The organism is Chryseobacterium sp. YR221, assembly GCF_900176315.1.
Taxonomy (GTDB): domain Bacteria; phylum Bacteroidota; class Bacteroidia; order Flavobacteriales; family Weeksellaceae; genus Chryseobacterium; species Chryseobacterium rhizosphaerae.
In genome coordinates, this window is record NZ_FWXM01000003.1 from 394,317 (window position 1) to 407,505 (window position 13,189).

The 13,189-nt window shown below is 37.6% G+C and carries 7 protein-coding genes; 3 read left to right on the forward strand and 4 right to left on the reverse strand.

Features of this window, described 5'->3' with window-relative positions; genetic code table 11:
- Positions 1-63: 63 nt before the first annotated feature.
- Positions 64-4,731: a DNA polymerase III subunit alpha gene (gene dnaE / locus B8967_RS10915; RefSeq protein WP_084086114.1), complete on the reverse strand. Its 4,668-nt coding sequence runs from the start codon at positions 4,729-4,731 to the stop codon at positions 64-66.
- Positions 4,732-5,075: 344 nt separating this feature from the next.
- Here dnaE and B8967_RS10920 point away from each other — a divergent pair, with 344 nt between their 5' ends.
- Together B8967_RS10920 and B8967_RS10925 are read left to right on the forward strand one after the other, a co-directional pair.
- A complete protein-coding gene (locus tag B8967_RS10920; protein WP_084086115.1) occupies positions 5,076-7,148 on the forward strand; it encodes an alpha-ketoacid dehydrogenase subunit alpha/beta in 2,073 nt (690 codons plus the stop codon).
- A gap of 206 nt (positions 7,149-7,354) precedes the next feature.
- Positions 7,355-8,383, forward strand: a complete 1,029-nt coding sequence (locus B8967_RS10925; RefSeq protein ID WP_084086116.1) for a bestrophin family protein — start codon at positions 7,355-7,357, stop codon at positions 8,381-8,383.
- 52 nt (positions 8,384-8,435) lie between these two features.
- On the opposite strand, the gene B8967_RS10930 is transcribed toward B8967_RS10925, so the two are convergent.
- The gene (locus B8967_RS10930; protein WP_047494219.1) at positions 8,436-8,894 is read right to left on the reverse strand and encodes an Lrp/AsnC family transcriptional regulator; all 459 of its coding nucleotides are present in this window, start codon (positions 8,892-8,894) and stop codon (positions 8,436-8,438) included.
- Between the two features lie 157 nt (positions 8,895-9,051).
- Here B8967_RS10930 and B8967_RS10935 point away from each other — a divergent pair, with 157 nt between their 5' ends.
- Positions 9,052-10,278: an aminotransferase class I/II-fold pyridoxal phosphate-dependent enzyme gene (locus B8967_RS10935; protein WP_084086117.1), complete on the forward strand. Its 1,227-nt coding sequence runs from the start codon at positions 9,052-9,054 to the stop codon at positions 10,276-10,278.
- A 36-nt stretch (positions 10,279-10,314) separates the two neighbouring features.
- Here B8967_RS10935 and B8967_RS10940 read toward each other — a convergent pair whose 3' ends face one another.
- Complete coding sequence (locus B8967_RS10940; RefSeq protein ID WP_084086118.1) at positions 10,315-11,319, reverse strand: glycosyltransferase family 2 protein; 1,005 nt, start codon at positions 11,317-11,319, stop codon at positions 10,315-10,317.
- 249 nt (positions 11,320-11,568) lie between these two features.
- Positions 11,569-12,996 carry an endo-beta-N-acetylglucosaminidase H gene (locus tag B8967_RS10945; RefSeq protein ID WP_084086119.1) on the reverse strand — a complete coding sequence of 476 codons (1,428 nt, stop codon included), beginning with the start codon at positions 12,994-12,996 and terminating at the stop codon, positions 11,569-11,571.
- Positions 12,997-13,189 lie beyond the last annotated feature (193 nt).

Genomic DNA, 13,189 nt, shown 5'->3' on the forward strand with positions numbered 1-13,189 from the left:
CAAAACCCAATAAAAAAAGCGGCTAAAAAGCCGCTTTTACAGATATTTATTTACCATTTTCTTTTAATTGAGATAAAATTCATACTTATTAAGCAGTTGAATTTCTTTGATAAGATCCCCATTGAGGTCTACAGAATGTTTCATAGACTGGACTTCTATATGAGAATCATCATCAATATTCTTAATAAAGAATTTTAGCTTCTGATTTCCCTTATTCCTTTCGAGAACTGTTCTGAAAAAATCAAGATCTTCAGGTCTTACGTCCATTACGTCCATCACCAGAGATATGCTTTTCGCAAATCTTTCAAATGCTTCCTGAAGCTCAATCACATCATTCACATTCACGAAAACCCGGCCATCTTTTACCTGGGCAAATTTGATCTTAAAAATCACAAACCTCTGAACTTCAAGCTTTTCTTTCAACCTCATGTAATCCCTGTCTCCAAGCCTGAAAGAATAAGATCCGGAATAATCTTCAAGCGTTACAAAAGCTACTTTCTCACCACTTCTGAAACCGTCCTGAACTCTATATTCCGTAATTAAACCTGCTACGGTGTATTCTTTCCCACCGCCTCCGTTTTCTCTCTCTTTCTGCAGTGTTTTCCAGTCCTTCTTTTTCTCTTCAAACAATTCTTCCTGTTTATTTGCGAAAGCCTGCTCTTTGTAAGCATCTACCTCATCAAGATTGAGAAATGAAAAAGTCCCTTTTGGCTCTGCTTTTTTGGTTACCTCTTCTATAACTTCCTCTTCTCCTGCAACTACGTCATCAGATACAATTTCAGTAAGGTCAACCGTTTCATCCTGTGAATCCTGTTCTAAAACAGGTGTTTCATCAGTCCCGGTCTTTTCTCCTTCCTCTTTTTCCAGCACCGACTTCTTGGAAAGCTGCCCCTGCATAAACTGGAACTGGTACTTGAATTCATCCAATGGATGTGCAGAAAGATAGAATCCAATGATCTCTTTCTCCTTATTTAAGGTGTGCATATTGGGCCATTCCGGACAAGGAAGTAACTTCGGCTGTTCAATCTGGACCTCTTCTGCAAAATCAGCAAACAGGGAATGTTCCATCTCATTTTTACTCTCCTGAAAACTTTGTCCGTATCTGATCAATCTTTCCAGATTGGTTCTTCCAGCCATATCGATATCAAAATACTGACCTCGGTGGAAGGAGTCCAGTTCATCAAAAGCTCCAGCCAGCACTAAACTTTCTGCAACTCTTTTATTCATCTGAGAAGGCAATATCCTTTCAAAGAAATCATATATATTTTTAAACCTACCGTTTTCTCTTTCTCTGGTAATTCCCTCACTAGGCCCTTCACCAATTCCTTTAATAGCTCCAAGTCCAAAACGGATCTGTCCTTTTTCGTTAACTGAGAATTTATACTGCGATTCATTAACATCCGGACCTAAAACATCAACGCCCATACTTTTACAATCCTCCATAAACATAGTGATCGAATCCGTATTGTTAATGTTATTACTCATTACACTCGCCATATATTCGGCTGGGTAATTGGCTTTCAGGAAAGCTGTCTGATACGCAATAAATGCATAACAGGTAGAGTGAGATTTGTTGAAGGCATATTCTGCAAAGGCTTTCCAGTCATTCCATATCTTTTCCAGCCTCTCCTCATTCAGGTTATTCTTTCGGCCTCCTTCAATGAATTTAGGATACATTTTGTTAAGAACATCAATCTGCTTTTTACCCATCGCCTTTCTCAATGTATCAGCTTCACCTTTGGTAAAGTTGGCCAATTTTTGAGACAGAAGCATTACCTGCTCCTGATAAACCGTAATCCCGTAGGTTTCTTTCAGATACTCTTCCGTTTCCGGTAAATCATAAACGATTTCCTCAATTCCGTGCTTTCTGTTAATAAAGTTTGGAATATACTTAATAGGCCCCGGACGGTACAATGCATTCATGGCAATAAGATCGGCAAAAACCGTTGGCTTAAGCTCCCTCATGTATTTTTGCATCCCGGGACTTTCATACTGGAAAATCCCGACCGTTCTTCCTTCTTTAAACAGCTGATAGGTTCGGGTATCATCCAGGGGAATTTCATCAGGATCAATATCAATCCCGTGTCTTTCCTTTACAAGCTTCAAAGCATCCTTAATGATCGTCAGTGTTCTAAGTCCCAGGAAGTCCATTTTCAAAAGACCTGCACTTTCTGCCACAGAGTTATCAAACTGTGACACCAAAATATCAGCATCTTTCGCTGCAATGGTTACCGGAACAAGGTTACTTACATCCTCCGGTGTAATAATTACTCCGCAGGCATGAATACCGGTATTCCTGATACAGCCCTCCATTTTCTTGGCACTTGCCAGTACTCCATGCCGGGCATCATCAGGACTGTTAAGAACATACCTCATCTCATCAACAAGCATCTGTTCTTCCGGTTTTAGTTTTTCATATTTTGCTAATGCTTTTGCAATATTCATCCCTGGTGTAGAAGGAATAAGCTTCGCAATATTATTGGTATCAGGAATCGGAACATCCAAAACCCTTCCGGCATCTTTAATAGCAGATTTTCCACCAAGAACGGAATAAGTAATGATCTGAGCGACCTGATTTTGTCCATATTTATCAATTACCCACTTAATAATCCTGTCCCTTCCTTCATCATCAAAGTCAATATCAATATCGGGCATGGAAATCCTCTCAGGATTCAGGAATCTCTCAAAAAGGAGGTCATATTTTACAGGATCTACATTGGTAATTCCGATACAGTAGGCAACCGCTGATCCGGCAGCAGATCCCCTTCCGGGGCCTACCCAAACTCCCATTTTACGGGCTTCATTACAGAAATCCTGAACAATAAGGAAGTATCCCGGATAACCCGTATTGGCAATTACTTCCAGCTCAAAGTCAAGACGTTCTTTTATCTCCTCTGTGATTCCTGTATCCACATACCTCTTTTTAGCCCCTTCATAAGTAAGGTGAGTAAGATATGCCATCTCCCCTCTTTTTCCTCCGTCTACATCATCTTCAGCATGATTAAACTCTTCAGGAATATCAAATTTCGGAAGAAGTACATCTCTTTTGAGGGTATAAGGTTTAAATTTTGCAAAGAATTCCTCATAGGCTTCAAATGCATCCGGATAAGCGAGAAAGGCCTCTTTTATTTCATCAGAATTTTTGATGTAATACTCTCCTGTTGCCAATCCTCTTCTTTTTCCAAATCCCTTACCCACAGGGGTTGTAAGCTTTTCACCATCTTTAATACAGCTTACGATATCCTGAATATTGGAATCATCTTTATTGGTATAAAAAGTTTGGTTTTGAGCTAAAATCTTAACATTATATTTGTCTGCCAGGTACAGCAGAACTTCATTCAGGTGTTCCTCCTCAGGAAGCTGATGATTTTGAAGCTGAACATAAAAATCATCTTCAAAAGTCTCTTTCCACCATTTAAAAAGCTCTTCCCCTTTTTGTTCCCCGGTATTTAGAATGGCATCAGGTATATCTCCAAGAATTCCTGATGTCAGCGCAATAATACCTTCCTTATACTGAGCAATCAGTTCTCGGCTTATCCTGGGAACCCCAAAATAGAACCCTTTCAGGAATCCTATACTGGAAAGCTTGGCCAGGTTTTTATACCCATTAAAGTCTTTTGCCAGAAGAACAACCTGGGTTCTTCTATCGGGATCATCTTTGGTAAATTGTTTCTGTTCGTAACGCTCTGAGATATAAAACTCACATCCCACCACAGGAATCAGTGGTTCTGAAACAGGTTCTTCCTCGTTAAATTCCTCACCTTTTTCTTCCGCTTCCTGTTTTTTAGCCAGATATTCTTTATGCTTTTTTGCTCTGTCTCCATTAGTACCTTCCACAGCGGAAACAAACTTGAAAGCTCCCATCATATTTCCCAAATCAACCATTCCAACGGCAGGAAAATTTTCATCAGAGGCTTTTTTAATCAGGTCATTGATACTTGAAGTGGCAGTCAAAGTAGAAAACACGCTATGGTTATCAAAATTGAAATATTTACCCAGATCAATTTCGTCTATACTTCCAAAATCCTGCTGCTTTTTCTTATTATTAAAGTCAGCAACCTGTCTTCGGATAACAATTCCAAAAGGTTTGATAGGATCAGGATAAAGACTTTTGAAATAAGCCAGCTGGTCTTCTGATATTTTCAGTATTTCAGCCGGAACCACACCAATCCTCATCATTTCGAAGAATACCTGAGCTGTGGCATTTACGTCAGCAGCAGCATTATGCGCTTCATCGAATTTATTTCCGTAAAGTTTTTCGTATAATTCTTCAAGTTTCGGAGATTTGTATCTACCTCCACGGCCTCCGCCAAGCTTACAGAAGTCTGTTCCCAGGATCATGGTATCAGCCCTCGGTTTTTCCTGTAAGTTATCTTCTAAATTTTTTCTATAAAATTCTGCTCCTACAATATTGTAGTCAAATTCAACATTATGCCCGGAAACTACCCTTACCCTTTCAAGAACTTTTGAAAACTCTTCGAGAATCTCCTGAAGATCACGACCTTCTTCATTGGCAATTTTTGTAGTAATCCCGTGAATTCTGGCAGCATTAAAGGGGATATCATAACCTTCCGGCTTTATGATATAATCCTGATTTTCAATTAATTTCCCATCATCATCATGAACCTGCCAAGCAATCTGAACCATTCTTGGCCAGTTATCTGAGTCTGAAAGCGGAGCATTAAAATTCTTTGGTAAACCGGTTGTTTCTGTGTCAAAAATTAAGTACATATAATTTTCTAACTTTTTTAAAAAAGAGAATGTAAAGTTACTTCATTTTTTTCTAATATTACTTTAAAGTAAACATATAAACAATCAATAATTGTTAATGAAAACAGGAAAATAAAATGGTTTATGTTTTCATTTTAAAATAAATTTCCATTAATAAATCAAAATCAGCAATTTTAATTCGTAGTATTTAAAATTCAGTCCGGGCTGTAATTTTTCTGTTGAAGAAAAAAAACAAGCATGATATTCCAGGAAAAGAGATTAAAGAATAGTCAGTAAATTTATAATTTCATTGCAAAATACTAACAGTTGTTAGTATTTTGTTTTTTTATGTATATTTGCTTCCTATGGAAAATACACTTCACGAAAAAGTTTCTCAGGATATACTACTTAAAGCGTATAATCATATGATGCTGGCTAAAGCAATGGCCGATATTTACGAAGAAAACAGAAATGTCTGTAAATATGTACACAGTACCTCAAGAGGTCATGAAGCCATTCAGCTAGCAACTGCCTATCAATTAAAAAAAGAAGACTGGATTTCCCCTTATTATAGAGATGAAAGTATTCTTTTGGGAATAGGTTTTGAACCCTACCAGCTAATGCTTCAATTATTGGCTAAAGCTGAGGATCCTTTTTCAGGAGGCAGATCTTATTATTCTCATCCATCAAGCAGGGATGAGAATAAACCTAAGATCATCCATCAAAGTTCTGCTACCGGTATGCAGACTATTCCTACAACCGGTGTAGCTCAGGGAATAAAATATATTCAGGACTTCAATCTTCAGCATTTTGAAAATAATCCTGTGGTAGTTTGTAGCCTTGGTGATAATTCGGTAACAGAAGGTGAAGTAAGTGAAGCATTACAATTTGCGGCATTACATCAGCTTCCCATCATATTTCTGGTTCAGGATAACGAATGGGGAATTTCTGTGACCAAGGAGGAAGCAAGAACCTGTGACGCGTATGACTTTGTAGCTGGATTTACGGGATTAAGCAGAATGAGAGTGGACGGAACTGATTTCATAGAGAGTTTCGAAGCGATGAAAAAGGCCGTGGATTTTGTAAGAACAGAAAGAAAGCCATTGGTTGTTTGCGCAAAAACGGTACTGATAGGTCACCATACTTCTGGTGTAAGAAGAGAGTTTTACAGAAACGAAGAAGATTTAACAAAACATAGAGCTAAAGATCCGGGAGAAATCCTTAGAAAACAATTACTGGAAGCAGGTATTGATGAGGATCATTTAAAACAAATTACAAAAAAAGCTCGTCTTGAAGCTGAAGAGGCTTTTGAAAGAGCTAAAAATGCGGAAGATCCAAAGCCGGAAACCGTAATGCAGCACATCTTCGCTCCTACTCCTATTACTGAAGAAGCGGGAACCCGTGAACCAGCCAATGGAGAAAAAATCGTAATGGTAGATGCTGCCATCCATGCTATACAGGAACTTATGTGGAAGCATCCTGAAGCGTTGCTTTACGGACAGGATGTAGGAGAAAGAATTGGTGGCGTTTTCCGTGAAACGGTGACTTTAGGAAAAAAATTTGGTAGTAAAAGAGTTTTCAATACCGCTATTCAGGAAGCTTACATCATTGGATCTACAGCAGGAATGAGTGCTGTAGGATTAAAACCTATCGTAGAAGTTCAGTTTGCTGATTATATATATCCGGGGATTAACCAACTGATCACCGAAATTTCCAAATCAAACTACCTAAGCGGAGGGAAATTCCCTGTCAGCAATATTATCCGTGTTCCTATTGGAGCATATGGAGGTGGTGGACCTTATCACAGTGGCAGTGTTGAAAGCATCCTGGCTAATATTAAGGGAATTAAAATAGCCTACCCAAGCAATGCCGCAGACTTCAAAGGACTGTTAAAAGCAGCCTATTATGATCCTAACCCTGTAATAATGCTGGAACACAAAGGATTATACTGGAGTAAAGTTCCGGGAACTGAAGATGCCAAAACAATAGAACCTGCTGAAGATTACATCCTACCGTTTGGAAAAGGAAAAGTAATTATTGAAGCAGATCAAAATGAAACTGAAAAAGGCAGAACTTTACTAGTTGTTACCTATGGAATGGGAGTTTACTGGGCTAAAGAAGCTGTTAAAAACTTCAACGGCAGAGTGGAAGTTATTGATTTAAGAACTTTAATCCCACTGGATGAAGAACTTGTTTTTGAAAGAGTAAAAGCTCACGGAAAATGTATTGTTCTGACAGAAGAACAGCTTAACAATTCCTTCGCAGAAGCTTTCGCGCACCGTATTTCAAAAAACTGTTTCAAATATCTGGATGCGCCGGTAGAAACGATGGGATCTTTGGATGTCCCTGCCGTTCCTATCAATCTGGTTCTGGAAAAGGAAATGCTACCCAATGCGGAGAAGCTCTCCAAAAAGATCGAAGAAATGCTGCAATATTAAGCTTATCTAAAATAACAGCCTCTAATTTTATTTAGAGGTTTTTTTTATGTTTTTTTTCATTACTTTTAATAAAGATTATCCATCTAAATCCCAGACCATTGTAACCAAGAAAAACTAAAAAATCATTACTGACAGACACTTTACAATAAAACTCTATTGCAGTTTGGTATTCATTTTGTCTGCACACCAAAAACACATTCTTCTTTATGATCACTACAAAATACGTTAACTATAAACAGGTTCTTAATCTATCAGGCACTCCACTCATCTTAATTTCTATCTGGTGCACACTGATTACAGTTCTATTCTATTTCTTCAATTGGCAATGGATGACTATTCCTTGGGTTCCGGTTGCAGTAATCGGTACCGCAGAGGCTTTTTTAGTTGGATTTAAAAACAACCAGGCCTACGACAGACTTTGGGAGGCCAGAAAGATATGGGGTGGAATCGTGAATTCCAGCCGGTCATTTGCTTCAATGATACAGGCCTTTGGTACTAAAAACGAAGAAATAGGGGTCTTTGATCTGGAAGACCGAAAAAAAAGAATCATTTACCGCCATATTGCATGGTTATATACTTTCCGTGAACAGCTTTTAATCCCTACAGAATGGGAACACATTAGTGCTGAAAATAAATTCGGAAGAATTAATTTAAGGAGAAACAGACTAATCAAAGCAGGATTTCCGGATTATGGGAGAGCTCCCATTTTCCTCCATAAATATCTTTCCGAAGAAGAATACGATCTTAAGAGTAAATATAAAAACTTTGCTACCTATCTGGTTTCTCAGCAAGCCAAGGATATTAATGAGCTTAAAAACATGAATGCCATCACAGACTTCAATCAGGTACAACTACAAACCTGTTTGAATGAATTCTATGGTTTCCAGGGGCAAGCGGAAAGAATCAAGAAATTCCCATCCCCAAGACAGTTTGCCAGTACCGCATTTGTCTTCAACATTCTGTTTATCATGCTACTCCCTCTTGGGTTAGTGAATGAATTTGCCAAACTGGGAGACTGGGGCATCTGGACTTCCATCCCTTTCTGTATCACCATTGGCTGGATTTATATTATTATGGAACTGGTAGGAGACTATTCTGAAAACCCTTTTGCCGGACTTATGTTTGATGTCCCTATGCTTTCCATCTGCAGAACTATAGAAATAGACCTGCTTCAAATGACCGGTGAAACTGATCTGCCAGATCCTATCGCATCTAAAAATGGAGTCCTGGTATAATTACAAATAGTGGTTAATCATAAGATGAAACAGACAATTAATATACTGCCTTTTACAGAATAATAGCTGTTGTATTTTTTACTTCAGAAATCATAAACGAGCTGTGCGTACTTGCTATGTGCTGAAGCGTCGTCAGTTTTGTCAGCATAAAACTACGGTAGTCTTCTATGTCTCTCACTCCTATCTTAAGGATATAGTCGTAGTCTCCACTTACATGAAAACATTCTGTAACTTCTTCAAGATTCATCACTTCTTTCTCAAACTGCAATACAAATTCTTTTTTGTGCTGTATTAACTTTACATGGCACAGCACAATAAAATTCCGGTGGATCTTATTCCTGTCCAGTAAAGCTACATATTTGGAAATAACACCTGCATTTTCCAGCTTTTTCACACGCTCATAAACAGCTGTTACAGATAATCCAAGCTTGCCAGACAGTTCTTTGGTAGTTTGTTTACAGTCTTCCTGTAAAAACAGGAGCAGTTTTTTGTCAGTTTCGTCAAGTTCCATAGATAAATTTTTGGTCAAAATTTAATATCTCCGAAGATACTAAATATATTTTCTAAATAAACAAACAATCGCAGTTTTATATTCTATAAATTCAAATTTATGTTGTAATAATTATGAAAATGATGCAATTTGGTTCCATAAAATAAAAACAACGCTTATGGAAAATTTCAATGCAGCCAATGAAATACAGGATCTTCAGTATTTTGGTGAATTCGGGGGAGTGAATCCTTCTATTTCAGACAGCTCTACTTATACTTTCCTTTCCGCAAAAACAATGTTTGATACTTTTGAAGGAAATGCGGAAGGATGTTATCTGTACTCAAGACATTCCTCTCCAATGAATCTTTATCTGGCTCAGGCACTTGCCAAATTGGAAAATACAGAATCCGCCAATGTAACAGCTTCCGGAATGGGTGCTATTACTTCTGTTCTGATGCAGGTATGCAAAGGTGGAGATCATATTATTTCCAGCAGAACAATTTATGGTGGAACATACGCGTTTCTTAAAAACTTTCTGCCACCTTACCATATTGAAACATCCTTTGTAGATATCGGAAATTTCGAGTCTATAGAAAATGCCATACGACCTAATACTAAAGTCATTTACTGTGAAAGTGTAAGCAACCCGCTTCTTGAAGTGGCAGATCTTAGAAAGCTTTCGGAAATCTGTAAAAAACATAATTTAAAACTGATTGTCGACAATACTTTTTCACCTCTTTCCATTTCTCCAACATCACTTGGTGCGGATATCGTGATCCATAGTTTAACGAAATTCATTAATGGAAGCAGTGATACTGTAGGTGGTGTCTATTGTGGAACTCAGGAGTTCATTAACGATACAAAAAATGTAAACTCAGGAGCTTGCATGCTTCTTGGTCCTACTATGGACAGTTTCAGATCTGCCAGTATCTTAAAAAACCTGAGAACCCTGCACATCAGAATGAAACAGCACAGCTACAATGCAATGTATCTTGCCGAAAGATTTGAAAAAGACGGATTGAAAATATCTTATCCGGGGTTAGAATCTCATAAAAACCATGAATTAATGAAAAGTATGATTCATGAAGAATACGGATATGGAGGGTTATTGACGCTGGATGCCGGAACTACCGAAAAAGCCAATGAGCTGATGGAAATGATGCAGACAGAAAATCTGGGCTATCTGGCCGTAAGTTTAGGGTTTTATAAAACCTTATTCTCATGTTCCGGAAAATCTACTTCTTCTGAAATTCCGGAAGAAGAGCGTGCTTCCATAGGAATTTCTGATGGTCTGATCAGATTCTCCATCGGTTTGGACCACGACATAAAACGAACATACCAAAAAATGAAAGAATGCATGCTTAAAGTAGGTGTTCTTACCCATGAAAACATTCCTATACTCTAAATTTATTGTTATAAAAGCTGCCGGTTTTGGCAGCTTTTATTTTTTATGGTAATGATGAGGAAAAGCATCCTCCGGTTTCATCTTAAAAATATTCAGTAAAACCCAGGATTTCAGGAAGCCGTAGCCGTAAGAAAACATCTGAATATAAGTGGATATAACTGCCATACCGGCAATACTTATATTTTTAGTAAGAAGCAAGGCATGGAAAAGTACCAAAAAGGTATACAGCCCATAAAAAGCAAGGATAATTCCTCTTCCCAGCACAAAATATTCCAGAAATCCCATTATATATCCCAGCATAAATAGCGTTGGAAAAGCAAAAGAGATCTTCACATAATCAGGATGTCTTTGATTAAGAATAGGCCTTGCACAACCGAATTGATAGACCTGTTTGGAAAATTTTCCAAAATCCACTCTCCGTTTGTGATACACCGCAATATCATCAAAAAAAGCTGTAGTAAAACCATTTTCCCAAAGTGTCATTGACAAATCGGGATCCTCTCCTATTCTCATTTCTGAAAATCCGCCTACTTTTTCAAAAACCGCCTTTCTTACGCCCATATTAAAACTTCTGGGCTGAAATTTTGAAACCGCTTTTTTACTGCCCCTGATTCCTCCTGTTGTAAAAACAGAAGTCATAGAGTATGAAATAGCTTTCTGCATCAGATTAAAACCTTTATGTGCTTTATCTGCCCCACCAAATGCATCACAAGGAATACTAACGATATCTTTTTTAATATGCTCAATGTAATCCTTCTCAACGATTACGTCACTGTCTACAAAAACCAACCATTCATTGGCGGCTCTTGCTGATCCGTAATTCCTTGTCAGTCCCGGTCCGGAATTATCCTTTCTGAAATATTTAATATCCAGAACTTCGTCAAAATGATGTATCGTAGGTTTCAGGTCTATCACAGAGCCATCATCCACAATAATAATTTCAAACTCTTTATCCGTCTGTTGGGTAAGGGAGGTCAGCAACTCAAAAAGCTCGTCTTTTCGGTTGTAAATAGCAACAATAATGGAAATACTAGGTTTCAAATTGAAAATTTGTCAAAATTAACCATTCATAAAGGAATTCACAAACAGTTTAACAGGTATTCACCGAAATTAACACCATCATGCTTTTAGACAGCATTTTAATCACGGGCTCCCGAGGTAGTAATTCCCTTCGTTTGTTGATTTTAATACATTAAATTGACATTTTAAATAAATGAGAACTATACTATTAAAAGATCCTTTCAAAAAAAAGAACAAATTTCAATTTGAAATCTGTTCTTTAAATAGAAACTATAATTTTACTAATTTCCATTTTTGGGCATTGCCGGTATTGGCTGCCCAAATCTGGATTTTTGTTCCATTGGCTGCAGAGCCATTATTAACATCAAGATTAGCACCTGGTGCATGAGCGGGAGACAGACTATAATAATCATTTCCCAGCGATGTTATTTTCCATTTTTGGGCATTCGTTCCATTATCTGTATATATTTGTACCTGAGTTCCATTAGCTGTACCGGAATTGGATACATCTAAAGATTTTGTAGGAGCATTAAGCGGCTGTAGCTTGTAGTATCCTCCACCCACATCAGTAATTTTCCATTTTTGGGCGGTATTACTATTAGAAGCCCAAAGCTGAACTTTTGTTCCGTCTGTTGTCCCTGCATTCAAAACGTCCAATACACTAGTACCATTCGTTGCAGAAACCAACTGATAGGTAGCTCCGGAAGTAATTCCGCCTATTGGCGTTGTTCCGTCTCCATACACCGTATTTTGTCCATATAGCACATTGGTAGCACCCGAAAAATAGGAAGCTATATTGGTAGCACCCAAATCATAATACAGAAAAACACCATACCCATCATTCTTAGTTCTCTGTGCAAAGTTTGTAGCGGTAGAACTACTTGTAAAAGAAGAAGTTCCCGGATTTACATTCACTGCAGCAGCACCTTTATGAGCACTATCCAAACCCGGTATATTAGGAGCAGAATATGTACTGTAATAAGGATTCCAGGCATAATCTACTTTCGATCCAACCGTTACCCCATTATAAGAAAGATTGCTCGCGGAAGGGCCAATATTGTAAAAAGAAATAATCTTTGTGGGAAGTATATCCCTAAGCGCTGTCACCAGATAAACAAATGAAGACTGATTAGGCTGAGCAGTTCCATTAGCCCCATAATTGGCGTATTCATCATCAAAGTCAATACCATCCAAGCCATAAGTATTCACAGCATCAGCTAATTCCTGAGCAAAAGCCTGAGCTGCAGCCTGAGTCGGAAAATTGGCAAATCCAGCTCCCTGGTGGTTGCCTAGAATTGATAACATGACTTTAATTCCTTTATCCTGCAGAGGTTTTATATAGGTATTTTTATTAGTAAGTACATTGGTAACCTGATCATTAAAATGCAAATAGGCCTTCTGAGTAGAAGTATTATAGTTGATGTTGGCAGCAAAAATAATGGCCACATCAAAAAGCTGCCTTCCATCCGCCAGTTTATATTTACCTACTTCCCGGATATCATTGTTATTCACCTCAACATACATAACAGAAAGAGGATTCTTTCCAAAAGCAGCAACTTTGGAATTCAAATCTCCTCTGGCTGATAAAGATTGACCTTTTGAAGTTGTTGAATCTTCCAAACGATCAGAATTACATGAAACAATACTGAGCATGCTCATCAATAAAATACATAGAGATACTAAACTAATTTTTTTCATAATACAATTGTTTATTTCAAATGTAAAATAAGACCCAGTAAATCATTAATGATAAATTATCAAAATCATACACTATTTTATCAAAAAGAAATAAATAAACCAAACAATAGTAAGTAAAAACACAAAACAAACAACAGATTCTTATTTTTTCAAAAAATAAGATGGTATTAAAAAAACAAACCGGAATTAAAAT

Coding starts and splice junctions, on each gene's coding strand:
- B8967_RS10945 (WP_084086119.1), bottom strand. CDS start 12,996: ATGAAAAAAATTAGTTTAGTATCTCTATGTATTTTATTGATGAGCATG.
- B8967_RS10925 (WP_084086116.1), top strand. CDS start 7,355: ATGATCACTACAAAATACGTTAACTATAAACAGGTTCTTAATCTATCA.
- dnaE (WP_084086114.1), bottom strand. CDS start 4,731: ATGTACTTAATTTTTGACACAGAAACAACCGGTTTACCAAAGAATTTT.
- B8967_RS10920 (WP_084086115.1), top strand. CDS start 5,076: ATGGAAAATACACTTCACGAAAAAGTTTCTCAGGATATACTACTTAAA.
- B8967_RS10930 (WP_047494219.1), bottom strand. CDS start 8,894: ATGGAACTTGACGAAACTGACAAAAAACTGCTCCTGTTTTTACAGGAA.
- B8967_RS10935 (WP_084086117.1), top strand. CDS start 9,052: ATGGAAAATTTCAATGCAGCCAATGAAATACAGGATCTTCAGTATTTT.